Raw genomic sequence first — 25,994 nt, 5'->3', positions numbered from 1 at the left:
GCGCAGCGAAACCCATCGGCGTGCCCGCAGCGGACCTCGCCGGTGGGTCGGTGAAGCGTGACCCACCCTACAAGCGTGCCGGCGAGCAGACCGCAGGATGGCGTAGAGCGCAGCGAAACCCATCGGCGTGCCCGCACCGGACCTCCCTGGTGGGTCGGTGAAGCGTGACCCACCCTACAAGCGTGCCGGCGAGCAGACCGTAGGATGGCGTAGAGCGCAGCGAAACCCATCGGCGTGCCCGCAGGCGCGGTGAAGCATGGCCCATCCTTGAAGCTGCACAGTGCCCAGGCTCAGGGCTGCAGTTCGAACAGCGCCTTGCCGCTTTCGATGTCGAACGGCGCGGAGAAGTGCTCGTGGACGATCTTCCAGCGGCCGTCGCGCTTGACGTAACACTGGGTGCCGCGCATCCAGCTGGTCTTGATCTCGCCGTCCTGCTCACCGCCGCAGCGCACCAGGCAATGCAGCACGGCCAGTTCCCGGTCGACGAGGATGGTGGGCTCCTGCGGCTCGAAGATGCCGTCGCCGCCGCACATTTCCAGGCAGTTGCGCCAATGCTGTCCATAGGCATTCAGCCCCTTGAACTGCAACTGGAGGATGGCGTCGTAGGCGATTACCTCGTTGGCGTAGCAGGCCAGGATGGCGTCCGCATCCTTGGCGCGTGCGCCCTGGAGCCACTGGCTGAAGGCTTCCTGTACTTCCCTTTCGGCGGTGGCCTTGAGCGTTTCGCTGTTCATGGTGCTTCTCCTCGGGGTCGGTCGGGTGTGTGGGCCGGTGGCTACCGGCGGTGATAGTCCCTTGTCGTATGCGACCGCCCGCTTTCGACGCTGTCCCGCACTGGGCGACCAACGGCGGTTCAGCCATCCAGTTCCGCCAGGCGCTTCTCGATGAAGCGTCGTTCGGGCTCCTGGCGCACCAGGGCCAGGGCGGCCCGGTAGGCGGCGCGCGCCTCTTCGCGACGGCCCAGGCGTCGGCAGAAGTCCGCGCGGGTGGCGTGGGCCAGGTGGTAGTCCTTGAGTTCCCCGGCTTCCAGCAGGGCGTCCACCTCCGCCAGCCCGGCCTCGGGGCCATCGCACATGGCGATAGCCACCGCCCGGTTGAGCCTCAGCACCGGCGAAGGCGCCAGCTGCTGGAGCACGGCATAGAGTCCGGCGATCTGCCGCCAGTCGGTGCTGGCGGCATCCTCGGCCCGGGCGTGAACGGCGGCGATGGCGGCCTGCAACGGATAGAGGCCGATGCGCTGGCTGGCGAAGGCGCGGGACACCAGGGCCAGCCCCTCGGCGATCTGGGTGCGGTCCCAGAGGCTGCGGTCCTGCTCGTCCAGCAGCACCAGTTCGCCATCGGCGCGGGTGCGGGCGGCGCGCCGCGAGTCGTGCAACAGCATGAGCGCCAGGAGGCCCATGACTTCCGGGTCGGGCAGCAGTTCCAGCAGCAGTCGCGCCAGGCGGATGGCCTCGGCGCAGAGGTCGGTGCGCACCAGGGCCTCTCCCGACGAGGCGGAATAGCCTTCGTTGAACACTAGGTAGATGACCCGCAGGACGTTATCCAGGCGCTCCGGCAATTCCGCCAGCGTGGGAACCTGGTAGGGAATCTTCGCGTCGCGGATCTTCGCCTTGGCCCGGACGATGCGCTGGGCGATGGTGGGTGGGCTGCTGAGGAAGGCCCGGGCGATCTCCTCGGTGGTGAGGTCGCAGACCTCACGCAGGGTCAGGGGCACCTGGGCATCCGCCGGCAGCGCCGGGTGGCAGCAGGTGAAGATCAGGCGCAGGCGATCGTCTTCCACGTCCTCGCCCTCCTCGAAGGGACTCGCGGCCTCCTCCAGCTCCGCCAGCAGCAGCCGCCTGGAGGCATCGAAACGGGAGCGTCGACGCAGGTTGTCGATGGCCCTGAAGCGCCCCGCCGACACCAGCCAGGCCCGGGGATTGGCCGGGACGCCATCCCTCGGCCATTGCTGGACGGCGGCGATGAAGGCGTCATGCAGGGCCTCCTCGGCCAGGTCGAAATCCCCCAGCAGGCGGATCAGCGTGGCCAGCACCCGTCGCGAGTCGCTGCGGTAGATCGCCTCCACCCGCAGCCGAATCCCCGCTTCGTCGTGGCGAAGGTCCGTCACCTCAGGACGCCGCGCCCAGGGGCTGGACGCCGGGCCGAACCCCGGGCTCGCGTACCGGCCGGACCTCGATGCAACCCAGGCGCGCCGGCGGGATCTTCGAGGCGATCTGGATGGCCTCGTTGAGATCCCGGGCCTCGATCAGGTAGAAGCCGCCGAGCTGTTCCTTGGTTTCGGCGAATGGACCATCGGTCAGGGACACGCGGCCGCCCTGTACCCGCAGCGTGGTCGCGCTACGCACCGACTCCAGGGCGTTGGAGGCGAGGTGATGACCGCTGGCGGCCAGTTGTTCGGTGTAGTCCAGGCATTCGCCGGCGATGGCCTGGTAGTCGGCGTCGGTCAGGGTGGCCAGCTTCGCTTCCTCGAAGTAGATCAGGCAGAGGTATTTCATGATGGGTTCCTCGGTGGAGTGTGGGGACTGACACCCAATGGTCGTTCGCGCGGTACGGCGTTCGACAGGCCCGCGAAAAGATATCCACAAGACGGAGCCTCGCCGACCTCCGGCGCCGCCCACGACGCTCCCCTGAAGGCGCGGGTGCAGCCCGCCAGCCCGTTCAGCTCATTGCTCGGCGGCGGCCTTGAGGTTGGCCAGGCCCTGGTCGAAGCGGCTACCGACCAGGTCGTCCATGTCGAAGAACACCTGCATCAGCCGATGGGTGTAGGGCGATGGACCGTACATGGCCCAGGTCACCCGGGTGCCGCCGTTCTCGGGGCTGAGGGTGAATTCGGCGGTGTTGTGCGCCTCGAAGGGCATCTGGAAGTCCAGCTTGATCTCCACCCTCGACGCCGGCTGGCTGCCGGTGATCTCCATGCGCCCGGTGCCCACCTCGTTGTTGCCCTGCCAGGCATAGACGGCGCCGACGCCGGCCTGCGGTCCGCTGTAGCTGCGCTTGAGGGTCGGGTCGATCTTCTCCCAGGGCGACCAGGCCGGCCATTGCTGGAAATCGTTGATCAGGGGAAAGACCTTCTCCGGCGGCGCCGCGATGCTGGCCGTGCGCTCGATGCGGAAGTGATCGGGACTGATGGCGGCGTAACCGAGGACGCCGAGAATGGCGACGACGATGATGGCGAGGCTGGCTTTGAACATGGCGCCCTCCAGGGGCTTCAGGCGGGTCGACGGGGACTGCTGGCGTACGGCCAGGACAAGGTTAGCCGCTGCTGGCAAGGTCGGCCTGCCGGACCTGCGGATGGAAGCACGGTATGGGCTGAGCGCCGGCCGGGGTGAAAAGAAAAAGCCCCGCCAGAAGGCGGGGCCGAAGGGTAAGGAGCGGGAATCCGTTCGTGCTTAGAACACGTACTGGGCGCGGAAGACCATGCCGTCGCCGTCGTCGTCGCCGTTGGCGTTGGTGGCATTGTCCACCTTGGACTTGACGTAGTAGCCGCTCAGCTTGACCGCTTCGTTGGCGTACCAGTTCACACCCAGGTTGTGCACCTTGGCCTCGACGTCGTCGATGGCGGCGAAGGCGCCGTTGTCGTCTTCCACGCTCAGGTTGTCGTAGCGGTAGAACACTTCCCAGGCGCCGATGCCCTTGTTGGCCGGTTTGATCTTGTCGAACTTGCCCAGCTTGTAGTCGCGGGCTTCGCCGGTCAGGGTGTAGGCCACCTGCACGTAGTAGCCGTCGGCGTCGATGTCCTCGCGGTTGGCGGCCTTGGCCTGCACTTCACGCGTCAGGTATTCGCTCTGGATGGAGAACGGACCCGCAGCGAAGGCGGCTTCCAGGCCCCAGGTGCTGTCGGTGTCGTAGGTGTCCACCGGGGTGTTGTTGGCGCCGCCCAGGACCAGGCGGTTGCCGTTGCCGCCAGCGTCCTGGCCACCGTCGGTGCTCACGCCGCGAATGCCCAGGCGGCTGCGGATACGGCCGTCGAAGGAGGTGTCGGACAGGTCGCGGGTCGCGTAGTTGACGCCGAAGTGCAGGACGTTGCCGGCCTCGTGCATCGGGGCGAAGACGCCGCGTGCGTTGAACTGCTTGATGCTGTCGCCGTCTTCGTCACGGTTGGCCGGATCGTTGGCGGTGATGCCGGCGGAGCCGTACAGGGAAGCCCCGTAGTTGCCGGAGACCTGGATGCCCATGCCACCGTTGTGGGAGTTCACGTAGTCGGCCAGGTCATAGGCGGCGGTGCGCTCCTGGGCGGTCACCCACTTGGAGCTGGTGGCCTTTTCCAGACCGAAATCGGGGTCGAAACGGCCCATCTTGATGGTGACCGGGGCAAAGCCGATGTAGGCGATGGAGGCCTCGTCGAAGTAACCGTCTTCGCTGCGGTTGTCACCGCCGGCGTTGTGGGAGAAGTCGTAGTTGATCTGGTAGGCCCAGTCGCTGAAGGCGATGCCGCCCAGCTCCAGGAAGGCGCGACGGAAGTAGCCGGCGTCGGCGGTGTCGCCGTTCACGGTGTAGAAGCCATCGAAGCGGCTGTAGTCGGCCTGCAGGCGGCCACCCAGCTTGAAGCTGAAAGCCTTGTCGGTAGTGCCAACTTCAAGGCCGCCTTTGGTCTTGATGACGATATCGGCGCCGTCGGTGGTCACGGTACCGGCGAAAGCCTGGGCGGAGATGGCCAGGGCCATGGCGCTGGCGGCAAAACCGGCGAAGTGCTTACGGATCATCGAAGAATTCCCCTATTGGTCTTTAGCGTTAGAAAACACTCGAGCGCTGGGCTCATTGGTGCTGGAGGGGAATCTTGGCGGCGGGTTATTTCAGCCCGGTTGCTCCTATATAAATATTTTGTGACAACGGAACTTTTTTACTTCGAATTCTTATAAGGCACGCACTGCTCTAGGACGGGCCTTTCAGCCGAAAAGCCTGGGGACTCGGGAGTGAAACAGGTGCAAAAGCCGACTTGCGCAGTCGGCTCGGGGGGTCTACGCGAATGCGCGAATCAGTGGGCGTCGCGGCGCGCCCGGGCCAGGCGCTCGGCCAGGTCGTCCGCATCCGCGGGCGGTTCATCGGGCATCTGGCGGACCACGGCCTGGGCCAGTTTCATCTGCCTGATGAAGCGCCGGCAGTTGCGGCAGAGCACCAGATGGCGACGCATGGCCAGCCGCTCGCGAAAGCTCAGCTGGTCATCGAGCAGGTCGCTGGAACGGGCCACCAGTTCCTTGCATGTCAGCATTGGCCGGTCTCCTCGAAATGTTCCAGCGTGGCGAACAGCTTGAGGCGCCCGCGATGCAGGAGCACCCGGACATTGGAGAGCGAAACCCCCAGCACGTTACAGATCTCTTCCAACTCCAGTCCCTGGCGCTCCCGCAGGAGCACCACGCTGCGCTGCATCTCCGACAGGCCGAGCAGGGTCTTTTCCAGGCACTCCCGCAGTTCTTCCTCGGCCAGCAGGGCCTCGGGGGAGTCCTGGTGCCAGGCGGGCACCTCGGCCATCCAATGGCCGTTCTCGGCAAAGCGCCCCTCGTCGAGGGTGCCGTGCGGCCCCGGCAGGTCATCCAGCAGCACCTCCCGACGGCTCTGCTTGAGCCGGCTGCGGGCGGTGTTGGCGACTATGGTCAGCAGCCAGGTCTTGAGGCTGGAGCGCTGCTGGAAGCCGTCCAGGTTGCGCACCACGGCCAGCCAGGCGTCCTGCACCACCTCGTCGGCGAAACGCTGGCCGACGATGGCATAGGCCACCGCGCGCATGGCGCCCTGGTAGGCGTCGATCAGTTGTCGGAAGGCCCGCTGCTCCCCGGCCAGCAGCCGGGGCAGCAGGTCCCCGTCGGGGGGCAGGCTCATCAGCGCTTGCGCAGGATCACGCTGCCGATGGAGTAGCCGGCTCCGAAGGAGCTGAGCACGCCGAGGGCACCGCTGGGCAGGTCGTCCTGGTGCTTGTGGAAGGCGATCACCGAGCCGGCGGAACTGGTGTTGGCATAGGTGTCGAGGATCACCGGCGCCTCCTGCGGCTCGGCGTCGCGCCCCAGCAGCTTGCGGGCGATCAGCAGGTTCATGTTGAGGTTGGCCTGGTGCAGCCAGAAGCGTTTCACCCCGGCCACCTCGATGCCGTTCTCCTGCAGGTGCGCGGCGATCAGCTCGGCCACCATGGGGCAGACGTCCTTGAACACCTTGCGACCTTCCTGGACGAACAGCTTGTCGCGCGTGCCGATGCCTTCCTCGGCCGCGCGATTGAGGAAGCCGAAGTTGTTGCGGATGTTGTTGGAGAACTGGGTCAGCAGCTTGGTGCCGACGACCTCGAACTGGTGTTTCGAGGTGGCCTGGTCGGCCCGCTCGATGATCACGGCGGTGGCGGCGTCACCGAAGATGAAGTGGCTGTCGCGGTCGCGGAAGTTGAGGTGGCCGGTGCAGATTTCCGGGTTGACCATGAGGATGGCGCGGGCCTGGCCGGTCTGGACCGCGTTGGTGGCGGCCTGGATGCCGAAGGTGGCGGAGGAGCAGGCGACGTTCATGTCATAGCCGAAGCCCTGGATGCCCAGGGCGGCCTGCACCTCGATGGCCACCGCCGGGTAGGCGCGCTGCAGGTTGGAGCAGGCGACGATCACGCCGTCGATATCGGCCGGGGTGCGTCCGGCACGCTCCAGGGCCTGCCGGGCGGCGGCCACGGCCATCTCGCAGAGGATGCCCCACTCCTCGTTGGAGCGTTCCGGGATGCGCGGCACCATGCGCCGGGGATCGAGGATGCCGTCCTTGTCCACCACGAAGCGGCTCTTGATGCCGGAGGCCTTCTCGATGAAGGCGACGCTGGACTCGGCCAGGGCCTCGATCTCGCCGCGCTCGATGGCGTCGGCGTTCTCGGCGTTGAAGGCCTGCACGTAGGCATTGAAGGAGGCCACCAGCTCTTCGTTGGAAATGCTGTTGGGCGGGGTGTAAAGGCCGGTGCCACTGATCACGACGTTGTGCACGGTCGATCCTCTCGATACTGGGCCGCCTGCTCGGGCGGCCGGTTTGGGCAGTCAATCGCCGCAGGCCGGTGCCGGCGGCGGGAAAATGGGGCGTCCCATCGAACGGGATGGAAACCTGATGCCGGACTTATCCACGCGGACCAATCTTCGCCGCGCCCGGCAGGGCCTGTCGCGGCACCCGGGCCGGCGCGAAAGCGGGCTGCCACGGGCGTCCGGAAATCATCCAGATGCGAAGGGTAACGCCAGATTCGGCCGCTGGCGACGGGGACTTTTGCCGAAACGTCGGCAAAAATGCAGAACCATCAGTCCACTTTCGACCCGGTTAACACTAGACGTTCCGGAAGCTTCCCACCCGAGATGGGAAAGGCCCACGGCCAGGTGCGCGGCGGAGAAAATGAAGCGCCCGGGTTTCGCGCCTGGGCCCCGAGCGTTAAGGTGCGCGCTTCATGTCCGGCAAAATGGAGAGCCCACGATGAGCCTGCACGGCACCTACGACCCGCAGAACGTCTTCGCCCAGATCATTCGGGGCGAGGCGCCCTGCTACAAGCTCTACGAGGACGACGATGTGCTCGCCTTCCTCGATCTGTTTCCGCAGTCCTTCGGCCATACCCTGGTGATCCCCAAGCGTTCCACCGCCCGCAACATCCTGGAGATCGAACCCGAAGCCCTGGCCAAGGTGATGGCGGTGGTGCAGCGCCTGACCCGGGTGCTGGTGGATGAGCTGCAGCCGGCCGGCGTCCAGGTCGCCCAGTTCAATGGCGCCCCGGCGGGCCAGACCGTGTTCCATATCCACATGCACATCGTGCCGCGTTTCGAAGGGGAAGCCCTGGGCATCCACGCCAGCAAGCGGGCCGCCCCGGAAACGCTGGAAGCCTTGCAGGCACGGTTGCTGAAGCACCTGTCGTAATTCACGGAAGCCCTTGGGCGGGCGCGCGGCACCCATGCTCCAGGAGGCGCCGTGGCGAGACCGCTCCTCAGACCCCCGCCTGGACCTGGGGATGCGCCACCACCTGGTTGCGCCCCCGGGACTTGGCCTCGTAGAGCGCCTTGTCGGCGCAACGGATCCAGTCCTCCAGGCTGCCCATGCCCGGCTGGTAGGCCGCCAGGCCGATGCTCAGCCCCAACTGGCCCTGTTCGTCGCGCACCACCCGCTCCCGCATCCAGTCCAGCGCCGTGCAGGCGCCGTGCTCGCGGGTCTGGGGCAGCAGCACGCAGAACTCGTCCCCGCCGTAACGGCCGATCAGGTCGGTCTCCCGCAGGTTTGCCCGTAGCGCCCGGCCGAGCCGAGCCAGCAGTTCATCCCCGGCCAGGTGGCCCTGGGTATCGTTGATCGCCTTGAAGTTATCCACATCGATGAGCGCCAGGCAGGACGGACCGCCACCCCGCCCGCAACGCTGGAACTCCTGTAAAGCCAGCTCGCTCCAGTAGCGGCGGTTGTAGACGCCGGTGAGGCTGTCGGTCTGGCTCAGGGTGCGCAACTTCCTGCGGCTCCTGGCGACGCTCTGGGCCATTTCATAGAGGGTGGTGCCGATCACCACGGGGTGGATCACCAGCATCGGCAGGCAGAACAGCAGGTGCTTCAGGGTAAGCGCGGAATGGAACTGGGCGCCGAACACCAGCAGGCCGACCGTCACGCCCGCCAGCTGCGCCAGCCAGCCCTGGCCGACGAAGCGGATGCCGCCGGCAGCCACGTTGTTGGCCTGGAGCATGGCGAAGGTGACGCAGGTGGCCAGGGGGCTGAAGCCCGCCGCCGCCATCCAGAAGGTGCCGGCGAAGGAGTCGAGGAGAATATGCCGGCGCTCGTGGCGCACCGGATCGCGGTAGCGCAGGCTCAGGGCCAGGGCGAGCCAGGGCCAGACGAAGACGAAGAGGAACAGCAGCCCCCAGACCCAGAGCGGGCGGCCCAGCTCCCAGAGCGGCAGGGCCAGGCACAGCGCCCCCACCGGCAGGCCCAGGGAACGCGGCGCCAGGGCTCGCCAGACGAAGCGGCTCCGATGCTGAACCGCGCCCGGCGATGATCGTTCGGTCGATGAACGCTTGCCCTGCCCGTCCATGCCTCGTGCTCCTGATGCCGTTGCCCCCGTGACGGCTGTATAGCACGGCGCCCTGTCCGCCTCCAGGCAAGCCGCGACGCCGGCTCCGCCTAGCCGGCGTATCCCTTGAGGGTCGACAGCCAGGCCGGGTCGAGGCGGACCTGCTCGGGGTCCAGCCCCTGCCGCTCCATCGCCTCACGGTGCTGGTCGATCTCCTTGACCATCTGGCTGAGGTCGGAGAGGTTGCCGTCCAGCTGGTGCATCTGGGTCAGCGCCAGGTGATAGAAGCGCAGGGTCTTCATCGCCGTGGCATCGCCCACGGCGACGCCGGCCTTGACCTTGTGCATGAGGTTGCCGACGCGCATCAGGCTGCGCTTGAGTTGCCAGCCATAGACCGCCGGCGCCATCCAGGGCCGGGACCAGAACTGCAGGCGCACCAGGGCGACGGTCAGCCCCAGGCCCAGCAGCACGCCCGCGAGGTTCCAGCGGAAATTGTCGCCGCCCGGCGTGCCGAACAGCGTCACGGCGGCGGTGGACAGCAGGAGCGCCAGGGCGATGAAGAGGCCGGCGCAGCCCAGGGCGATGCGGCGAGTCTGCTGGCGGTAGAGCTCGGGGCTCATGGGACGGATTTCGAACGCGGTCATGCTTCCACCTGGCTCCACTGTTTCGACAGTCGCTTATCGGACACCGGCAGTTTCGTGCCCAGTTGCTGGGCGAAGAGGGACACCCGGTACTCTTCCAGCATCCAGCGGTAGAGCACCAGTTCCGGGTCACGCTTGCCTTCCTGGGCATGCTTGGCCAGGCGCGTCTGGTACTGCTCCCAGTAGCCGGCGATCTCGCCGGACCAGACCCGATCCCGCTGCAGTTGCGCGGCGATCTTGTCGAAGCGCTGCTCCACCGCCTTCAGGTAGCGCGGCAGTTCCCTGAACCATTCCGCCGGGGTTTCGCGGACGAAGCCCGGATAGACCAGGTTGGCCAGCTGCGCCTTGATGTCGTTCAGCGCCACGGCCTGAGCCAGGTCGATGCGGCCCTTGAAGCGTTTCTGCAGGCCGTGCCAGAGCTTGAGGATCTCCAGGGTCAGGCGCGCCAGGCGCTCGGCGTGCTCGGCCCAGGCGCCGCGCTTCCTCTCGGCCAGGGAAGCGAGGGCGGCGCCGTCCCGGGGCAGGCTGGCTTCGCCTTCGAGGATGCAGCTGTCCAGGCTGGCCAGGAGGATGTCCTCCACCAGCGCGTCGACGCGGCCCATGTCGCGGTACAGCAGTCCGAGTTCGGTCAGCCCCGGCAGCTTGCCGCGCAGGTACTTGGCCGGCTCGGCCAGCTGTTGCAGCAACAGCCGTTGCAGGGCCCGGCGATGCTGCCAATCGGCCTCGGCCTGAGTCGGGAAGCGGCTTTCCCTGACGCTGCCGCCCTCCTCCACCAGCGCCGGGTAGACGGTCATGGACAACCCGGCGATCTTCTGCTGGGTCTTTTCCGCCACCTGGGCGAAGCCCTTGGCCTCCACCGGCTTCTGCTCCTGCTTCGCCTGGGGAATGGCCAGGGCGGCCTGGCTGGCCTCGGCGAAACGGGCGGTGACTTCCGCCAGCTCGCGCCCCTCGCCGAGGAACTTGCCCCGGGCGTCCACCACTTCCAGGTTCATCTTCAGATGGCCTTCCAACTGGGCGGCCGCCTCGCCCCAGGCCTCTTCGGAAACGCGGACGCCGGTCATGCGGGTCAGCTCGCGCCCCAGGGAGTCGGGCAGGGAGCCCTGGCCGAAGGCGATCCTGGCCAGGGCCGCCTTGACGAAGTCCGGCACCGGCACGAAGTTCTTGCGAATGGCCTTGGGCAGGTTGCGCACCAGGGCGACGCACTTGGCTTCCAGCAGGCCGGGCACCAGCCACTCGAGGCGCTCGGCGGGCAGCTGCGGCAGCAGCGGCGCCGGCACCCGCAGGGTGACGCCGTCACGGGCATGGCCGGGTTCGAAGTGATAGGAAAGCGGCAGCTCCAGCTCGCCCAGGCGCAGCGTGTCGGGGTACTGGGCGGCGGTGACTTCGCTCGCCTCACGGGCCAGCACGTCTTCCTCGCGCATGATCAGCAGGTCGGGATTGCCGGCCCGCTCACGCTCGTACCATTTCTCGAAACTGGCGGTCTGGTAGATGTCCGCCGGCAGCCGCGCCGCGTAGTAGGCGAAGAGGGTTTCCTCGTCGGCGAGGATGTCGCGGCGGCGCGCCTTGGCTTCCAGCTCGTCGAGCCGCTCCAGCAACTGGCGGTTGGCGGCGAGGCAACGCGCCTTGCTGTGGATCTCCCCTCGCACCAGGCCCTCGCGGATGAACAGCTCGCGAGAGACTTCCGGATCGATCGGACCGTAGTGAACGGCGCGGCGACCGACCACGATCAGGCCGTAGAGGCTGACCTGCTCGTAAGCGACCACCTGGCCACGGCGTTTTTCCCAGTGGGGCTCCAGGTGGTTCTTCTTCACCAGGTGCGCGGCCAGGGGCTCCAGCCAGTCCGGCTCGATCTTCGCCACCATGCGCGCGAACAGCTTGGTGGTTTCCACCAGTTCGGCGGCCATGATCCACTGCGGGCGCTTCCTGGCGATGGCGGTGCCGGGGTGGATCCAGAAGCGCCGCTGGCGGGCGCCCAGGTAGTCGCCCTCCTCGGTCTTCTGGCCGATCTGGCTGAGCAGGCCGCAGAGGATGGCCTTGTGCACCTTGGCGTAGTCGATGCTGCGCTGTTGCTGTTCGGCCTTGCTGGCGGCATCACCTGAAGCGGCGGCGGCATTGCTTTTCGTAGGATGGCGCTGAGCGGAGCGATGCCCATCGTTGCGGACGGCATGGGTATCGCTGCGCTCAACCCGTCCTACGGGAGCCTCCTTGCCCCGTTCGGGGAAGAGCTTCAATTCGCGGCCGATGAGCACCAGCTGCCGGTGGGCATCGCGCCACTCGCGCAGGCGCAGGTAGTTGAGGAAGTTCTTCCGGCACCAGTTGCGCAGGGCGTTGGAGCCCAGGGCCAGGCGCTGCTCCTCGAATCCACGCCAGAGGTTGATCAGGGCGGCGAAGTCGGAGTCCACGTCCTTCCATTGGGCGTGGGCCTGGTCGGCCGCCTGCTGGCGGTCCATGGGGCGCTCGCGCGGGTCCTGCACGGACAGCGCGGCGGCGATCACCAGCACCTCGTCGAGGCTGCCCTGGCGGGCGCCTTCCAGCACCATGCGGCCCAGGCGCGGGTCGATGGGCAGGCGCGCCAGCTGGCGGCCGATGGGCGTCAGCTGGCCCTCGCGGTTCACCGCCGAGAGCTCCTGCAGCAGGGTGAAGCCATCCTTGATGGCCTTGCCGTCCGGCGGCTCGATGAAGGGGAAGGCCTCGATATCGCCGAGGCGCAGGTGGAGCATCTGCAGGATCACCGCAGCCAGGTTGGTGCGGAGGATCTCGGGGTCGGTGAAGGCCGGGCGGGCGAGGAAATCCTCCTCGCTGTAGAGGCGCACGCAGATGCCGGGCTCGACGCGGCCGCAACGGCCCTTGCGCTGGTTGGCGCTGGCCTGGGACACGGCCTCCACCGGCAGCCGCTGGACCTTGGCGCGGTAGCTGTAGCGGCTGATGCGCGCGGTGCCGCTGTCGATCACGTAGCGGATGCCGGGCACGGTCAACGAGGTTTCGGCGACGTTGGTGGACAGGACGATCTTGCGGCCCGGCATCGGCGCGAAGATCTTCTGCTGCTCCGCCGGCGTCAGCCGCGCATAGAGCGGCAGCACCTCGGTGTGCCTGAGATTGGTCTTGCGCAGCACCTCGGCGCAGTCGCGGATCTCCCGCTCGCCGGGCAGGAACACCAGCACATCGCCCGGGCGCTTGCCCTCGCCGCGCTCATGGGCGGCGATCTCGTCCAGGGCGCGAAGGATGCCCTGGTCCACGGACAGGTCGTCGAACAGCGCCTCGCCATCTTCGTCCACCTCGGCGGCCAGCGGCCGGTACCAGGTCTCCACCGGGTAGGTGCGACCGGACACCTCGATGATGGGCGCCCCGCCGAAATGCCTGGAGAAGCGCTCCAGGTCGATGGTCGCCGAGGTGATGATCAGCTTGAGGTCGGGGCGGCGCGGCAGCAGGGTCTTCAGGTAGCCCAGGAGGAAGTCGATGTTGAGGCTGCGCTCGTGGGCCTCGTCGACGATGATGGTGTCGTAGCGTTCGAGGAAGCGGTCGTGCTGGGTTTCGGCCAGCAGGATACCGTCGGTCATCAGCTTGATCAGGCTGCGTTCGTTGGACTGGTCCTCGAAGCGCACCTGGTAGCCCACCAGCTCGCCCAGGGGGCTGCCGATCTCCTCCGCGACACGTGTCGCCACGCTGCGGGCCGCCAGTCGGCGCGGCTGGGTGTGGCCGATCAGGCCATGGGTGCCGCGACCGATCTCCAGGCAGATCTTCGGCAGCTGGGTGGTCTTGCCCGAGCCGGTCTCGCCGGCGATCACCAGCACCTGATGCTTTTCCAGCGCGGCCTTGATCTCCTCGCGCTTGGCGGCGATCGGCAGGGCGTCGTCGTAACGCATGACCGGCACGCTGGCGCGGCGCGCCTCGACGCGGGCGACGGAGGCCTGGAAGCGCTCGACCCACTGCGCCAGCCGGGTGTCGTCCGGGTGCTTGCGCAGCTCGTGGAGCTGTCGACGCAGGCGATGGCGGTCGGCGCCCATGGCCTGGTCGAGGCGTTTCAGGAGGTGTTCGGCGCTGGGGGATTGCTCGCTCATCGGGTCCGTTGATTCTGCTGTCGTTTTCGGCAAGGGCGGAATTGTCGCAGATTTCCAGCGAGGAGGGCTCGGGCCTATGAGGGCTTGGCGATTCGATCACGCCAGTAGCCGGGCGAGCGGTGCAGGTGGGCAATCGCGATCACGAGCAGGTCCTTGCCGTCCGAATGCTCAATTGTTCAGATACTTGCCCAATACCTCGGCCAGTGGGAGTGCCTTGAGTTCACCACGCCGGTATGCATCCAGCCGATCCTCGGCCTCTTCCCCCCACTGGGCGTCGAGGGTTGCGTCAGGAGTGTCCAGGCTGTCCAACAGGTCTTCCACCAGTTCGACACGCTCGTTGATGGAAAGCCGTCTGGCTTCCCTGGACAGGCTCTGGCTGGATTGGCTCATGGCAGGCACTCCGATGGAATGAAGGTGAGGACGAGATTGCAGCCATACAACATGCCTTCCTCCCGTAACAGCCTCGGGGTCGCCCTGAAACGACAAGGCCCCGCAAACGCGGGGCCCTGTCCTGAGCGGAACGGGATCAGGCCTTGGCCGTTTCCTGCTTCGCCTTGAGCTTCTTCAGTTCCTCGTCGCGCAGTTCACGGCGGAGGATCTTGCCGACGTTGGTGGTCGGCAGGCTGTCGCGGAACTCGATGGTACGGGGCACCTTGTAGCCGGTGAGGTTGCCGCGCATGTGCTCCATCACCTGCTCCTTGGTGAGGCTCACGCCCGGCCGGACCACCACGAAGATCTTGATGGCCTCGCCGGATTTCTCGTCCGGGATGCCGATCGCGGCGCACTGCAGCACCCCGGGCAGGGTGGCGAGCACGTCTTCCAGCTCGTTGGGGTACACGTTGAAGCCGGACACCAGGATCATGTCCTTCTTCCGGTCGACGATGCGCATGAAGCCATCGTCCTGGATCACCGCGATATCGCCGGTCCTCAGCCAGCCATCGGCGTCGAGGATCTCGTCGGTGGCGTCCTGGCGCTGCCAGTAGCCCTTCATGACCTGCGGGCCCTTGACGCAGAGTTCGCCCGGCGCGCCGAGACCGACGTCGCGGCCTTCGTCGTCCACCACCTTGCACTGGGTGGAGGGCACGGGAATACCGATGGTGCCGATCTGGATGCTCTGGAAGGGGTTCACCGACACCACCGGGCTGGTCTCGGTCATGCCGTAGCCTTCGCAGATGGGGCAGCCGGTGACCTGTTTCCAGCGTTCGGCGGCGGCCAGCTGCAGGGCCATGCCACCCGACAGGGTCAGCTTCAGGGCCGAGAAGTCCAGCTTGCGGAAGTCGTCGTTATTGCACAGCGCCACGAACAGGGTGTTCAGGCCGACGAAGCCGGTGAAGCGGAACTTGCCCAGCTCCTTGACCATCGCCGGCAGGTCGCGGGGGTTGCTGATCAGGACGTTGTGGTTGCCGGTCAGCATCATCGCCATGCAATGGAAGGTGAAGGCGTAGATGTGGTAGAGCGGCAGCGGCGCGATAAGGATCTCGCAGCCCTCGTCCAGGTTGGCGCCCATCAGGGCCTTGCACTGGAGCATGTTGGCGATCAGGTTGCGATGGGTCAGCATCGCGCCCTTGGCCACGCCGGTGGTGCCGCCGGTGTACTGCAGCACGGCGATGTCGCCGCTCTGCGGGCTGGCCTCGTTCACGGCGCGGCCACGGCCCCTGGCCAGGGCGTCGTTGAGCTTGACCGCCTGGGGCAGGCTGAAGGGCGGCACCATCTTCTTCACGTGCTTGATCACGGCGTTGACCAGGAGGCGCTTGAAGGTGGGCAGCAGGTCGCCCACTTCGGTGACGACCACGTGCCGGACACCGGTCTTCGGCAGCACTTCCTCGGCCAGGTGGGCCATGTTGGCCAGGCAGACCAGGGCCTTGGCACCGGAGTCGTTGAACTGGTGCTCCATCTCCCGTGCGGTGTACAGCGGGTTGGTGTTCACCACGACCAGGCCGGCGCGCATGGCGCCGAAGACCACCACCGGATATTGCAGGATGTTCGGCAGCTGCACGGCGATGCGGTCGCCGGGCTTGAGGTCGGTGTGGTTCTGCAGGTAGGCGGCGAAGGCCCCGGAGAGTCGGTAGAGCTCACCGTAGGTGAGGGTCTTGCCCAGGTTGCTGAAAGCGGGCTTGTCGGCAAAGCGTTGGCAGGACGCCTTCAGTACCGCCTGGACATTGGGGTACTGGTCGGGGTCGATCTCGGCAGGAACGCCCGCTGGGTATTTGTCCTTCCAGAAGTTATCGGTCATGGAAGCCCACTCCTAAGCAACAGCTGATTTCACCGCCCTCAGGGGGGCGGTTGTTTGTTGTGTTCTGTGCGATTGTGCGCCCAACCGGGCAAAAAAACGCGCCGAGAGTAGCAGCTTTGCCAAGGCCCCACCAGCACCAAACCAGCCCTTGCCAGTCAAAATAATGACCAACACCCTAGAATCTGGTCATTATTGGAGTCTTAACTCTAATTCGCCGACAAACGGCGTATCACGGGGCTTTCGCGGGTGCTGGTGGTGGCTCGGAGGGTCCGGAAGGGCTCCGGAGGGGAGAGGAGGCGGCGGGACGTCGGGTTCGTCCCGCCAGGCTCGGGTCAGGCGATGTCGCGCAGTTCGCGACGGAGGATCTTGCCCACCGGCGTCATGGGCAGGGCGTCCTTGAGGACGATATGCTTGGGCACCTTGTAGCCGGTGAAATTCTCCTTGCAGTAGGCCTTGAGCTCCTCGACGCTGACGCCGCCATCCCGGGGCACCACGAAGAGCTTCACGGCCTCCCCGGACTTGTCGTCCGGCACGCCGATGGCCGCGCAGCTGGCCACCTTCGGGTGAGCCATCACCACATCCTCGATCTCGTTGGGGTAGACGTTGAAGCCGGAGACGATGATGAGGTCCTTCTTGCGGTCGACGATGCGCACGAAGCCGTCCGGGTCGATCACCGCGATGTCGCCGGTCTTCAGCCAGCCCTCGGCGTCCAGCACCTCGGCGGTGGCCTCGGGGCGGTTCCAGTAGCCCTTCATCACCTGCGGGCCCTTGATGCACAGCTCGCCACGATCGCCCAGGGGCAGTTCGTTGCCCGCGTCATCGATGACCTTGAAGGCGGTGCCCGGAACCGGGATGCCCACCGTGCCCAGGCGTGCCTGCGCGCCATAGGGGTTGGTGCTGGCCACCGGGGAGGTTTCGGTGAGGCCGTAGCCTTCCACCACGGAGCAGCCGGTCAGGGCCTGCCAGCGCTCGGCGGTGGCCTTCACCAGGGCGGTGCCGCCGGAGTTGGTGACCTTGAGGTTGGAGAAATCCAGGTCCTTGAACCCGGGATGGTCCATCAGCGCGACGAACAGGGTGTTCAGGCCCAGCAGCGCGGAGAAGCGCCACTTCTTCAGCTCCTTGATGAAGCCACCGATGTCCCGCGGGTTGGTGATGAGGATGTTGTGGTTGCCATTGACCATCATGCACATGCAATTCGCGGTGAAGGCATAGATGTGGTACAGCGGCAGCGGCGCGATCATGATCTCCTGGCCCTGCTTCATCAGCGGTGCGCCATCGGGCCCCAGCTGGGACAGGCAGGCATCCACCTGCTGCATGTTGGCCACCAGGTTGCCGTGGGTGAGCATCGCGCCCTTGGCCACCCCGGTGGTCCCGCCGGTGTACTGCAGCACCGCGATGTCCTCCAGCCCCACCTTCACCGGTTTCAGGGCGTGGCCCTGGCCGAACTTCAGCGCGTCCTTGAAAGACACCGCCTGGGGCAGGTGAAAGTCGGGAACCATCTTCTTCACCTTCTTCACCAGGGTGTTCACCAGCCAGCCCTTGAGGCTCGGCAGCATGTCCCCCATGCGCGCTTCCACCAGGTACTCGATGCCGGTGTCGGGAAGCACCTCCTCCACCAGCTTGCCGAACAGGTTGATGTACACCAGCGCGCGCACGCCGGCGTCCTTGAACTGGTGGCGCATTTCACGGGCGGTGTACAGCGGGTTGGTGTTGACCACGATGAGCCCGGCGCGCAGGGCGCCGAACACGGCAATGGGGTACTGCAGGACATTGGGCATCTGCACGGCGATGCGGTCGCCGGGCGCGAGGTCGGTGTGTTTCTGCAGGTAGGCGGCGAAGGCGGCGGAGAGGCGGTCGAGCTCAGCGTAGGTCAGGGTCACGCCCAGGTTGCTGAAGGCGGGACGGTCGGCGAATTTCTTGCAGGAGCGCTCGAAGACCTCGATCACCGACTTGTACGCCGTGGCGTCGATCTCGTTGGGAACGCCCGCCGGGCGCTTGTCGCTCCAGAAATCAGGTTGCATTGTTCTTGTCCTCTTATCCCTGAAATAGTCCTGGCCCGCGCTGCGGGGTTGCCCGGAAAGTAGCAGGTCCCCGGCAAGGCGCAAATACGCGGCGGGGCGTCATTGACCGCGTGAATCTTGCTGATTGTTTCCGCTAGATTCGCCTAGCATCAAAACAACCACGTGACATCCGGAAACCCGACCTCGATGCGTTTTCCCCTGGCCCTGCTGGCGCTGCTGGCCACTCTGACCCTCGCCTGCGGCGCCCGGGCCGACCTCCGCCTGGCCACCCTCGAATACCCGCCCTATTGCTCCCAGCACCTGCCGGAGGGCGGCAGCATCGTCGAACTCACCACCCGTGCCTTCGCCACCCAGGGCCACAAGGTCCGGGTGGACTTCATGCCCTGGGCCAGGGTTCGCGCCGCGCTCCGCGACGGCCACTACCAGGGCGCCCTGGCGCTCTGGCCCCAGGAAGTCGCGGAAGACCAACTGCGCCCCTCGCGTCCGCTGTTCTACAGCGAACTGGGGTTCTTCGTGCGCGAGGACACCCCCGTGCCCTTCCTCGACCTGGCCGAACTCAGGGGCCGCAAGGTGGGCGTGGTTCGTGGCTATGGCTATCCCAGGCGCCTGCTGCAGTCCGGCTTCACCGCCGAGGAGGCGGTGGATGATGTCACCAACCTGCGCAAGCTGGAGGCCGGGCGCTTCGACCTGGTGCTGCTGGAGCGAGCCGTCGGCCAGCACCTGATCGCCGCCACCCCGGAACTCAGGGGCAAGCTGCGCTGGCAACCACCAGCCCTGGCGCGAGTCCCCCTGCTGGCCGCCTTCACCGAACCCCGACCCGGGCAGCCCGATTGGGCGCGGGTATACGAGCGCGGCCTGAAGGTCCTGCTGGCCAACGGCGAATACACCCGCATCCTCCAGCGCCACAACGCGTATCCCCCCTGAGCGGGCTTTGCGCGACACCGACGCGCGTGCACAATGCGCCGACTCCCCGGCAAAAGGATCGGCCATGCGCCACGATGCCTTCTGGCTCGACGCCAGCGATGCAGTGCCCCTGTTCGTGAACCACTGGAGCGGCGAAACACCGCCCCGGGCCGTGGTGATGCTGTCCCACGGCATGGCCGAGCACGGCGGCCGCTATGCCCGCCTGGGCGAGGCGCTGGCGGATGTGGGAATCGACCTCTATGCCCACGATCAGCGCGGCCACGGCCGCAGCGCGGAGCAGGGTCTCGTCGGCCACTACGCCGAAGCCGACGGCTGGAACAAGGTGGTGGAAGACCTGGCCAGCCTCAACCACCATATCCGCCAGTGCCATCCGCACCTGCCGATCTTCCTGCTGGGCCACAGCATGGGCAGCTACATCGGCCAGGCCTACCTGATGCGACACAGCTGCAGCCTCCAGGGCGCCATCCTCTCCGGCTCCAATTACCAGCCGGTGGCCCTGTATCGCCTGGCCCGCCTGGTGGCCCGTTTCGAACGCTGGCGCCAGGGCCCGCACGGTCGCAGCGCGCTGATCGAGTTCCTTTCCTTCGGCTCGTTCAACAAGGCCTTCAAGCCCAACCGCACCGCCTTCGACTGGCTCAGCCGTGACCCGGACGAAGTGGACAAGTACGTCAACGACCCCCTCTGCGGCTTCCGCTGCACCAACCAGCTGTGGCTCGACCTGCTCGGCGGGCTTCAGAGCATCACGCCACCGGCGAACCTCGCGCAGATCGACCACGACCTGCCGCTGCTGGTGATCGGTGGCGAGCGCGACCCGGTCAGCGACGGCCGGCGCCTGCAACACCTGGCCGCCGCCCTGCGCAACGCCGGCCTGAAGCACGTGGACCTGAACATCTACCCCGACGCCCGTCACGAGCTGCTCAACGAGCGCAATCGCGACGAGGTGACCGCCGACCTGATCGACTGGCTGGAGCGCACGCTCGCCCTCAGTCGACGCCCTTCACCATTCGCCAAGGAGCCCTCATGAGCCAGGTAACCAACTTCACCTACGACGCCCTCGAAGTCGGCCAGAAGGCCAGCTTCTCCACCCTGGTGGAAGAGCGCCATGTCCAGCTGTTCGCCGCCGTGTCCGGCGACCGCAACCCGGTGCACCTGGACGCCGAATACGCCGCCGGCACGATGTTCAAGGAGCGCATCGCCCACGGCATGTTCACCGGCGCGCTGATCAGCGCCGCCATCGCCTGCGAGATGCCCGGTCCGGGCAGCATCTACCTCGGCCAGCAACTGCGCTTCACCCGCCCGGTGAAGCTGGGCGACACCCTGACCGTCGAACTGGAAATCCTCGAGAAACTGCCGAAGAACCGCGTGCGCATCGCCACCCGCGTGTTCAACCAGAACAGCGAGCAGGTGGTGGACGGCGAGGCCGAGGTGCTGGCGCCCAAGCAGCAGCTGTCGATCGAGCTGCCGGAGCTGCCGCCGATCACCATCGGCTGACGGCTGGCGGCGATGAAAAAGCCTGGAGATGATCCAGGCTTTTTTGTGGGCTACCGGATGGAACCGGGATACATGGGTAACGCCTGTCGTGATCGTTGGGCTTCGCGTCGCTCAACCTGGGACTCGAGCTGGCTTCAACACATCACTGGGAAGGTTACTTGGCCCATCGTGCAACGAGATACGGTAGGTTTCCGGCAGCGCCAAGCCGCCGACCAGGGCCAGCAGTGCGACAAGCACCAGATAGAAGGCTGGCGCCAGGCTGCTGCCTGTCTGGCCGATCAACCAGGTCGCCACCAGAGGCGCGGTGCCGCCGAAAATCGTATAGGCGAGGTTATAGGTCATCGCCGAAGCGGTGTAGCGCGTACGGGTTGGGAAGGCTTCGGACAGCAACGCGGCGGTGACCACTCCGGACAGCACCGCGCCCACGGCCAGCAGGATGACCCCGACGATCGCGGCCAGGAGGTCACCGGAGCTCGCCAACCAATAGGCGGGGAACACCGCCAGGATCATCCACAGGCAGGTGAAGCCAATTGTCCTGCGTCGACCCACGCGATCTGAAAAGGCACCCGCCACCGGGCAGGCAGCCGCGGCGAACAGCAGGGCCACAGTCGAGACAATGAGCGACTGGGGCCGGCTCAAGTGCCCGACAACCTGCAGGTAGGTCGCGAAGTACGTGGTGAACATGTAGAACGACAGCGCTGTCAGCGAGATGAAGGCGCCGAGCCGCAGGATCGTGCCCTTCTGTTGCCCCAGCGTTTCCCGCAACGGCGAATGGGCATGCATCTGTTTCTCGGACATGGCCAGGCGGAACGCCGGCGTCTCCTCCATCCGCCAGCGCAGATAGAGCCCGATGAGCCCCAACGGCGCCGCGGCCAGAAACGGAACCCGCCACCCCCACTCGCTCATCGCTTCGGGCGAGAGACTGGCATCCAGCAGGTAGGCCATGAGCGCCGCGCACGCAAACGCCGTGAAGGTCGACACAGGGATGAAGCTGCCATACCAGGCCCTCCTGTGGTTCGGTGCGTGCTCCATCAGGTAGGCGCAAGCCCCGGCATATTCGCCTCCGGCAGAGAAACCCTGGACACAGCGGGCAACCGTCAGCAAAACGGGCGCCAGCAAGCCAATGCTGGCGTAAGTAGGCAGCAGGCCGATCACCGTGGTAGCCCCGGCCATCATCAGGACAGTCGCCGACAGGACCCGCTTGCGACCGAGCCGGTCGCCGAGCGCTCCGAACACGATCCCACCCAGGGGGCGTAGCGCAAAGGCAACGGCGAAGACCGCGAAGGTCTGTAGCAAGGCGGTGCTGGGGTCATCGCTCGAGAAAAACTGCCCCGCGATGATAGTGGCGAGAAATCCATAGACTGCAAAATCGAACCATTCAACGAAATTACCAACTGCTGCTGCAGCGGTTACTTTTCGAAGTGTGGCGGGAGACACATGCATAGTTTCGCTCATCGACCTTGCCCCTGATTTATTTTAATTAAACAGGCTAGGGAGTTAACGCATGGAGCATACAAGGAGCAAAGCACATGAATAAAACTACTTGCCCCTGACTCCATGGGCACTGCAACTCGCGACTACATCCCTGGCAAACTGAATATCCTGCTCAGACGCTTCTGACTTGGTAGATGGCGCTTCCCAGTTACTCGACGGTAATTGCCAAAGCCGGATACGAGTCGCGAGTGCGATCATAATTGCGAGGAATCAAGTGATCCAGACTCCATGATCACCTAGGTGATCATCCCTGTTCCAGAGAGGTTCCAATCCTGCGCCCCAAGGAGAAAACCAATGATATCCAAAGAAGAACTATTGAGTGCCGACCATCTTCTCCATCATTTACCGGTCGCGGTGATCATTGCCAGGAACCGCAAGATAATAAGTTTCAATGCCCGAGCACTTGAAATGTTTCGTGCATCCAGAAAACAACTGGCAGGTGCGTCTTTCGCCGTGCTCTATCCTGAGCAGAAGGATTTTGAAGATGCCGCGCAACACTTTGGCCCGCTGTTAGCCCGACGTGTCTATTTTCATGATGATCGCATCATGCGTCGCCTGGATGGCACGCATTTCCGGGCCAGGGTCCGAGGTCATGGATTCAACGAAAACAATCCGTACGAGTTGGCAGCCTGGGTGTTCACGGACGTGGTCATGCACGAACAGGATGCCCCCGGCCAGAACCTGAGTCTGACCGCACGAGAGCGGGAGGTGGCCGCACTATTGGTGGAAGGACTGACGAGCAAGGAAGCAGCGAAACGCCTGGGCATCAGCCCCAGGACGGTGGACATTCATCGCTGCAGCCTGCTCAAGAAATACCAGGTGAACTCGACGAAGGACCTGATCAAACGAATCGTGAGCTGAACCTTCGATCCGGGGATGATCGTGCGGGGCCTCGTTGCTCGGCAACAACCTGCGAAAGCATCCCCTACTCCTCCTCCACCATCACGCTGGCCGTCATCCCCGCGCTGAGCTGAACGCCCTCGGGCAGCGCGTCCAGCTTGATCCGAACCGGAATCCGCTGCGCCAGGCGCACCCAGTTGAAGGTGGGCTCCACGTTCGCCAGCAGTTGGCCATCTGGGCTGGCATTGCGGTCGGTGATGCCTCGGCTGATGCTTTCCACGGTACCCGACAGGGGCTCGCCGGCACTCATGAGCCAGACCTTCACCGGTGCCCCCACCTCGATGCGCGGCAGCTTGGTCTCTTCGAAGTAGGCCTGGACGTAGAAGGAGCTGTCGTCCACCAGTGCCATCACCGGCTGGCCGGCACTCACGTAGTTGCCCTGGGCCAGGCGCAGGTTGGTGACCTGGCCGCTACGGGGCGCGCGCAGCTCGCTGCGGGCCAGGTTCAGCTCGGCCACCTTCAGATCGGCCTCGGCCTCGCGGTACTCGGCACGGGCCACCTCGGCGGTGATCAGGGCGTTCTCGCGCAGTTCGGCGCTGATGGCCTGGGGCCCCAGGTGAGCGCGCCGCGACGCCTCGTGTTCCCGCAGGCTGAGCTGGTGCTTGCGGGTATCGGCCACCGCGCGGGCCCGTTCAAGGGCCGCCTGGTAGCGCTCGCGGTCGACCCTGAGCAGCAGGTCGCCCGCCCTCACCTGCTGGTTGTCCCGGACCTTGAGCTCCATCACCCAGCCGGACACGTCCGGGGTGATCACCACCACGTCGGCGCGAATCCGCGCATCGCGGGTCCAGGGGGCGAGCATGTAGTGCTGCCAGAGCCAGTAGCCGGCCACCAGGGCCACCGCCACCAGGGCGAGGGTCACCAGCACACGCAGGATGGAACGCATCATCTTCTCCTTCACCAGCGCCCGGCCAGCGCCACCAGCGCCGCCAGGACACAGACATACAGGGCACAGTCGAACAGCGCTTCGTGCCAGATCCAGCGTGACGCGCCGAACCGGGCCAGCCCGAGGCGCAGCACGCCGGTCAGCAGCAGCGCCAGCAGGGCATAGATCAGAAAGGGGCTCAGCAGCACGCCGCCCAGGGACCACTCACGCAAACCCATGGTTCGCCTCCTGGTGTTCACACCATTGCCGCCAGCTCTGCTGCAACTGCAACAGGGCCGCCTGGGCCAGGCGGCGGTCGATGCTGCTGCCGGCGGTGCGCAGCGCGGCCAGCAGGTCGCCGATGGGTTCATCCAGATCCTCGGCGCGGCCCGGGGCGGGTCCTTGCAGCAGGACGCGCTCCAGCTCGCGCAGGAAGCGTCGTTCGGAGCGGCCCAGCGGCTGGTCGGCGGCGGCCAGGCAACGCCGCAGGTGCAGCAGCTCATCGCCCAGGTCGAGGCTGGCGATGCCGTCGTCCCAGCGGCTGCGGGACTGCTCCGGCAGCACGGGATAGAGCCGCGCCAGTTGCAGCAGGCGGTCCGCCATGCGGCCACCGAACCAGTTTTCCGCGCCCGCCAGCACCCGGCCGGTGAGTTTCGCCAGGTCCGCCAGGCTGGCCTTGAGCAGCCGCCGGCCGTGCCAGGCCGGGTTGCGCAGAGGGATCAGGCGGAAGGACAGGACCGCGAAAGCGACACCGAACAGCATGGAGATCGCCTCGTTGAAGAACAGCCCGACATTGAAACTCATGACGTTCTGCGGGGCGCAGAGCACGATGAAATGCAGGCAGAAGGACGTGGCCGTGGCACCCAGGGCCGGCTTGGCCATGCCCAGCGCACCGAAGAACAGCGGCACGCCCAGGGCCAGGCAGAGCATGGCGAAGCCGCTCAACTGGGGCAGCAGCAGCTGGCCGACGACGAAGGCCACCGGCAACGCGTAGAGGATGCCGCGCAGGAACAGCAGGCCGATCTGCTCGGCGTTCTCGCGACTGGCGAACAGGCCGCAGATCACGCAGGTGAGGGTCAGGGCGCCCACCGCCGAGGTCCAGGCCGTGGCCAGCCAGAAGGCCGAAAGCCCGAGGAAGGCCAGGGCGCTGCGCAATCCGTAGACGGCGGCGGTCTGCACATCCCGGTGGCTGGAAAGCGGTGGCGGCGCGTCGGCCGGCGCCTCGCCCCGCTCCACCCCGTGCATGGACGCCACCGCCGATGCCGCCTGGCGCATCAGCACCGCCATGCGCCCCAGGCAGTACTGCTGCACGGTGGTAAGGGACTCGTCCTCGGCCGCGACCAGCAGCCGCTCACGCAAAGCGTCCAGGCGCGGGACATCGGATTCGCCCAGGGCCGCCTCCACCTCCTCCAGCCAGGGACGCAAGACCTCCTCTTCTCCCGACCCCAGCTGGCGCCACTGGCGGGCGACGCCCCGGGCCAGCCGCAAGAGGCTGAGCAGGTCGTGGCTGAGCACCTGCAGCGCCACCGCCCGCTGGCGTCCGCGATGCCCCTCGAACCAGGCATGTTCGCGCTGGGCGTCCACCGCGACGATGCGTCCGAGCACACCGAGCAGGCCCTGGCGTTCCTGGGCCTCGCCCTTCAACGCCGAGAGTGCCGCCTGGACTCCGCATTGCCAGGCGTCCCGGGCCTGTCGCGCCAACTGCCGCTCCACCCGCTGCGGCCAGAGCAAGGCGCTGGTGAAGGTGGCGCAGAGGATGCCGAGGGAGATCTCGGTGCAACGGGCCACCGCCTGGTCGAACACCGTCAGCGGATGGGCGATGGCCGGTAGCCCGATGATGGCCACGGTGTAGCCCGCCAGCACGAAGGCATAGGACCAGGCACTGCGCATCAGGGTCGACGCCGCGGTGCACAGGCCCAGCCAGGTCGCCAGCGCCACCAGGAACAGCCAGGGCGTCTGGGCGAACAGGGCCAGGATGACCACCGACATGGCGGTGCCCACCAGGGTCCCCAGCAGTCGCGCCAGGCCCTTCTGCACCACCATGCCGGACAGCGGCTGGGCAACGATGAAGGCGGTCATCAGCGCCCATTGGGGTTGCTCCAGGTCCAGTCGGAAGGCGAGCCAGAGCGCCAGGCCTCCGCCCAGGAGCGTCTTGATGACGAACTGCAGCGCCGGAACATCGGGCGCCAGGAAAGCACGCAAGGTGTCGCGCACAGGCCAGCTCCAGGGATTTTCGTCGTGGAATTCAAGATAGCTCGCCGTGAAGACAAGCAATAACTTAAGCTCATTATTAGCTTCCTATCTTATTTTCGTCCAGAGACCCCATCACGTTCGTCGGCCGCCGATTGCCGTTTAATTAAATGCACATTTAAATAATTCCATCCCCCTCCACGGAGAACCCA

The 25,994-nt window shown here is 66.2% G+C and carries 23 protein-coding genes; 5 read left to right on the top strand and 18 right to left on the bottom strand.

All coding sequences use genetic code 11. From position 1 onward, the window contains the following. Positions 1–290: 290 nt before the first annotated feature. From KF707C_RS07380 to KF707C_RS07345, 8 genes are all read right to left on the bottom strand, one after another. Positions 291–734, bottom strand: coding sequence for a YybH family protein (locus tag KF707C_RS07380; RefSeq protein ID WP_003455037.1), 444 nt, complete (start codon positions 732–734; stop codon positions 291–293). A 119-nt stretch (positions 735–853) separates the two neighbouring features. Beyond that, positions 854–2,077 (bottom strand): RNA polymerase sigma factor, encoded by a 1,224-nt coding sequence (locus KF707C_RS07375; protein ID WP_036993717.1) that lies wholly within the window; start codon positions 2,075–2,077, stop codon positions 854–856. Between the two features lie 31 nt (positions 2,078–2,108). Next, positions 2,109–2,495: a YciI family protein gene (locus KF707C_RS07370; RefSeq protein WP_003455039.1), complete on the bottom strand. Its 387-nt coding sequence runs from the start codon at positions 2,493–2,495 to the stop codon at positions 2,109–2,111. Positions 2,496–2,663: 168 nt separating this feature from the next. Further along, positions 2,664–3,191, bottom strand: a complete 528-nt coding sequence (locus KF707C_RS07365) for an SRPBCC family protein (protein WP_003455040.1) — start codon at positions 3,189–3,191, stop codon at positions 2,664–2,666. Positions 3,192–3,389: 198 nt separating this feature from the next. Then, the gene (locus tag KF707C_RS07360) at positions 3,390–4,703 is read right to left on the bottom strand and encodes an OprO/OprP family phosphate-selective porin (RefSeq protein ID WP_003455041.1); all 1,314 of its coding nucleotides are present in this window, start codon (positions 4,701–4,703) and stop codon (positions 3,390–3,392) included. 272 nt (positions 4,704–4,975) lie between these two features. Then, positions 4,976–5,209, bottom strand: coding sequence for an anti-sigma factor family protein (locus KF707C_RS07355; RefSeq protein ID WP_003455046.1), 234 nt, complete (start codon positions 5,207–5,209; stop codon positions 4,976–4,978). Beyond that, positions 5,203–5,814 (bottom strand): RNA polymerase sigma factor, encoded by a 612-nt coding sequence (locus KF707C_RS07350; RefSeq protein WP_003455048.1) that lies wholly within the window; start codon positions 5,812–5,814, stop codon positions 5,203–5,205. Before KF707C_RS07350 ends, KF707C_RS07355 begins: the two co-directional genes overlap by 7 nt. After that, the gene (locus KF707C_RS07345; protein WP_003455050.1) at positions 5,814–6,935 is read right to left on the bottom strand and encodes a beta-ketoacyl-ACP synthase III; all 1,122 of its coding nucleotides are present in this window, start codon (positions 6,933–6,935) and stop codon (positions 5,814–5,816) included. Before KF707C_RS07345 ends, KF707C_RS07350 begins: the two co-directional genes overlap by 1 nt. 472 nt (positions 6,936–7,407) lie before the next feature. Between KF707C_RS07345 and KF707C_RS07340 the strand changes: the two genes are divergently transcribed. Continuing rightward, on the top strand, positions 7,408–7,842 hold the full coding sequence (locus tag KF707C_RS07340) for an HIT family protein (RefSeq protein WP_003455054.1): 435 nt from the start codon (positions 7,408–7,410) through the stop codon (positions 7,840–7,842). A 67-nt stretch (positions 7,843–7,909) separates the two neighbouring features. Here KF707C_RS07340 and KF707C_RS07335 read toward each other — a convergent pair whose 3' ends face one another. The 6 genes from KF707C_RS07335 to fadD2 all read right to left on the bottom strand — a co-directional run bounded on the left by KF707C_RS07335 (position 7,910) and on the right by fadD2 (position 17,921). Then, positions 7,910–8,989 carry a diguanylate cyclase gene (locus KF707C_RS07335; RefSeq protein ID WP_003455056.1) on the bottom strand — a complete coding sequence of 360 codons (1,080 nt, stop codon included), beginning with the start codon at positions 8,987–8,989 and terminating at the stop codon, positions 7,910–7,912. A gap of 89 nt (positions 8,990–9,078) precedes the next feature. After that, positions 9,079–9,612 (bottom strand): DUF3087 domain-containing protein, encoded by a 534-nt coding sequence (locus KF707C_RS07330; protein WP_003455058.1) that lies wholly within the window; start codon positions 9,610–9,612, stop codon positions 9,079–9,081. Continuing rightward, positions 9,609–13,667 (bottom strand): ATP-dependent RNA helicase HrpA, encoded by a 4,059-nt coding sequence (hrpA, locus tag KF707C_RS07325; protein ID WP_003455060.1) that lies wholly within the window; start codon positions 13,665–13,667, stop codon positions 9,609–9,611. Before hrpA ends, KF707C_RS07330 begins: the two co-directional genes overlap by 4 nt. 168 nt (positions 13,668–13,835) lie before the next feature. Then, complete coding sequence (locus KF707C_RS07320; RefSeq protein ID WP_003455063.1) at positions 13,836–14,057, bottom strand: addiction module protein; 222 nt, start codon at positions 14,055–14,057, stop codon at positions 13,836–13,838. Between the two features lie 136 nt (positions 14,058–14,193). Continuing rightward, positions 14,194–15,900, bottom strand: coding sequence for a long-chain-fatty-acid--CoA ligase FadD1 (gene fadD1 / locus KF707C_RS07315; protein WP_003455065.1), 1,707 nt, complete (start codon positions 15,898–15,900; stop codon positions 14,194–14,196). A gap of 332 nt (positions 15,901–16,232) precedes the next feature. Next, positions 16,233–17,921 carry a long-chain-fatty-acid--CoA ligase FadD2 gene (gene fadD2 / locus KF707C_RS07310; protein ID WP_003455067.1) on the bottom strand — a complete coding sequence of 563 codons (1,689 nt, stop codon included), beginning with the start codon at positions 17,919–17,921 and terminating at the stop codon, positions 16,233–16,235. Between the two features lie 186 nt (positions 17,922–18,107). Between fadD2 and KF707C_RS07305 the strand changes: the two genes are divergently transcribed. The 3 genes from KF707C_RS07305 to KF707C_RS07295 all read left to right on the top strand — a co-directional run bounded on the left by KF707C_RS07305 (position 18,108) and on the right by KF707C_RS07295 (position 20,336). After that, the gene (locus KF707C_RS07305; RefSeq protein WP_003455069.1) at positions 18,108–18,845 is read left to right on the top strand and encodes a substrate-binding periplasmic protein; all 738 of its coding nucleotides are present in this window, start codon (positions 18,108–18,110) and stop codon (positions 18,843–18,845) included. A gap of 64 nt (positions 18,846–18,909) precedes the next feature. Further along, complete coding sequence (locus KF707C_RS07300; RefSeq protein WP_003455071.1) at positions 18,910–19,869, top strand: alpha/beta hydrolase; 960 nt, start codon at positions 18,910–18,912, stop codon at positions 19,867–19,869. After that, positions 19,866–20,336, top strand: a complete 471-nt coding sequence (locus tag KF707C_RS07295; protein ID WP_003455073.1) for a MaoC family dehydratase — start codon at positions 19,866–19,868, stop codon at positions 20,334–20,336. Before KF707C_RS07300 ends, KF707C_RS07295 begins: the two co-directional genes overlap by 4 nt. 111 nt (positions 20,337–20,447) lie before the next feature. Here the strand turns inward: KF707C_RS07295 and KF707C_RS07290 are convergent, their stop codons facing one another. Beyond that, complete coding sequence (locus KF707C_RS07290; RefSeq protein WP_036993663.1) at positions 20,448–21,791, bottom strand: MFS transporter; 1,344 nt, start codon at positions 21,789–21,791, stop codon at positions 20,448–20,450. 333 nt (positions 21,792–22,124) lie between these two features. Between KF707C_RS07290 and KF707C_RS07285 the strand changes: the two genes are divergently transcribed. Continuing rightward, complete coding sequence (locus tag KF707C_RS07285) at positions 22,125–22,691, top strand: LuxR C-terminal-related transcriptional regulator (RefSeq protein WP_036993665.1); 567 nt, start codon at positions 22,125–22,127, stop codon at positions 22,689–22,691. Between the two features lie 64 nt (positions 22,692–22,755). Here the strand turns inward: KF707C_RS07285 and KF707C_RS07280 are convergent, their stop codons facing one another. Genes KF707C_RS07280 through KF707C_RS07270 form a run of 3 tightly spaced genes read right to left on the bottom strand, consistent with a single transcriptional unit; the run spans position 22,756 to position 25,806 of the window. Further along, positions 22,756–23,613 (bottom strand): efflux RND transporter periplasmic adaptor subunit, encoded by an 858-nt coding sequence (locus KF707C_RS07280; protein ID WP_003455078.1) that lies wholly within the window; start codon positions 23,611–23,613, stop codon positions 22,756–22,758. A gap of 11 nt (positions 23,614–23,624) precedes the next feature. Next, entirely contained in the window at positions 23,625–23,831 is a 207-nt protein-coding gene (locus tag KF707C_RS07275) for a DUF1656 domain-containing protein (RefSeq protein ID WP_003455080.1), read from the bottom strand. Next, positions 23,818–25,806 carry an FUSC family protein gene (locus KF707C_RS07270; protein ID WP_003455082.1) on the bottom strand — a complete coding sequence of 663 codons (1,989 nt, stop codon included), beginning with the start codon at positions 25,804–25,806 and terminating at the stop codon, positions 23,818–23,820. Before KF707C_RS07270 ends, KF707C_RS07275 begins: the two co-directional genes overlap by 14 nt. Positions 25,807–25,994 lie beyond the last annotated feature (188 nt).

Source organism: Pseudomonas furukawaii, assembly GCF_002355475.1.
In the GTDB taxonomy this organism is placed as follows: Bacteria; Pseudomonadota; Gammaproteobacteria; order Pseudomonadales; family Pseudomonadaceae; genus Metapseudomonas; species Metapseudomonas furukawaii.
The sequence above is the reverse complement of the archived record's forward strand: the minus strand, read 5'-3'. Positions and strand labels throughout refer to the sequence as shown.

What these genes read in the sequence shown, in the direction of transcription:
- fadD2 (WP_003455067.1), bottom strand. Translation starts at nt 17,921, where the DNA reads ATGCAACCTGATTTCTGGAGCGACAAGCGCCCGGCGGGCGTTCCCAAC.
- KF707C_RS07355 (WP_003455046.1), bottom strand. Translation starts at nt 5,209, where the DNA reads ATGCTGACATGCAAGGAACTGGTGGCCCGTTCCAGCGACCTGCTCGAT.
- KF707C_RS07320 (WP_003455063.1), bottom strand. Translation starts at nt 14,057, where the DNA reads ATGAGCCAATCCAGCCAGAGCCTGTCCAGGGAAGCCAGACGGCTTTCC.
- KF707C_RS07295 (WP_003455073.1), top strand. Translation starts at nt 19,866, where the DNA reads ATGAGCCAGGTAACCAACTTCACCTACGACGCCCTCGAAGTCGGCCAG.
- KF707C_RS07350 (WP_003455048.1), bottom strand. Translation starts at nt 5,814, where the DNA reads ATGAGCCTGCCCCCCGACGGGGACCTGCTGCCCCGGCTGCTGGCCGGG.
- KF707C_RS07305 (WP_003455069.1), top strand. Translation starts at nt 18,108, where the DNA reads ATGCGTTTTCCCCTGGCCCTGCTGGCGCTGCTGGCCACTCTGACCCTC.
- KF707C_RS07330 (WP_003455058.1), bottom strand. Translation starts at nt 9,612, where the DNA reads ATGACCGCGTTCGAAATCCGTCCCATGAGCCCCGAGCTCTACCGCCAG.
- KF707C_RS07280 (WP_003455078.1), bottom strand. Translation starts at nt 23,613, where the DNA reads ATGCGTTCCATCCTGCGTGTGCTGGTGACCCTCGCCCTGGTGGCGGTG.
- KF707C_RS07370 (WP_003455039.1), bottom strand. Translation starts at nt 2,495, where the DNA reads ATGAAATACCTCTGCCTGATCTACTTCGAGGAAGCGAAGCTGGCCACC.
- KF707C_RS07365 (WP_003455040.1), bottom strand. Translation starts at nt 3,191, where the DNA reads ATGTTCAAAGCCAGCCTCGCCATCATCGTCGTCGCCATTCTCGGCGTC.
- KF707C_RS07340 (WP_003455054.1), top strand. Translation starts at nt 7,408, where the DNA reads ATGAGCCTGCACGGCACCTACGACCCGCAGAACGTCTTCGCCCAGATC.
- KF707C_RS07285 (WP_036993665.1), top strand. Translation starts at nt 22,125, where the DNA reads ATGATATCCAAAGAAGAACTATTGAGTGCCGACCATCTTCTCCATCAT.
- KF707C_RS07275 (WP_003455080.1), bottom strand. Translation starts at nt 23,831, where the DNA reads ATGGGTTTGCGTGAGTGGTCCCTGGGCGGCGTGCTGCTGAGCCCCTTT.
- KF707C_RS07300 (WP_003455071.1), top strand. Translation starts at nt 18,910, where the DNA reads ATGCGCCACGATGCCTTCTGGCTCGACGCCAGCGATGCAGTGCCCCTG.
- hrpA (WP_003455060.1), bottom strand. Translation starts at nt 13,667, where the DNA reads ATGAGCGAGCAATCCCCCAGCGCCGAACACCTCCTGAAACGCCTCGAC.
- KF707C_RS07380 (WP_003455037.1), bottom strand. Translation starts at nt 734, where the DNA reads ATGAACAGCGAAACGCTCAAGGCCACCGCCGAAAGGGAAGTACAGGAA.
- fadD1 (WP_003455065.1), bottom strand. Translation starts at nt 15,900, where the DNA reads ATGACCGATAACTTCTGGAAGGACAAATACCCAGCGGGCGTTCCTGCC.
- KF707C_RS07290 (WP_036993663.1), bottom strand. Translation starts at nt 21,791, where the DNA reads ATGAGCGAAACTATGCATGTGTCTCCCGCCACACTTCGAAAAGTAACC.
- KF707C_RS07335 (WP_003455056.1), bottom strand. Translation starts at nt 8,989, where the DNA reads ATGGACGGGCAGGGCAAGCGTTCATCGACCGAACGATCATCGCCGGGC.
- KF707C_RS07360 (WP_003455041.1), bottom strand. Translation starts at nt 4,703, where the DNA reads ATGATCCGTAAGCACTTCGCCGGTTTTGCCGCCAGCGCCATGGCCCTG.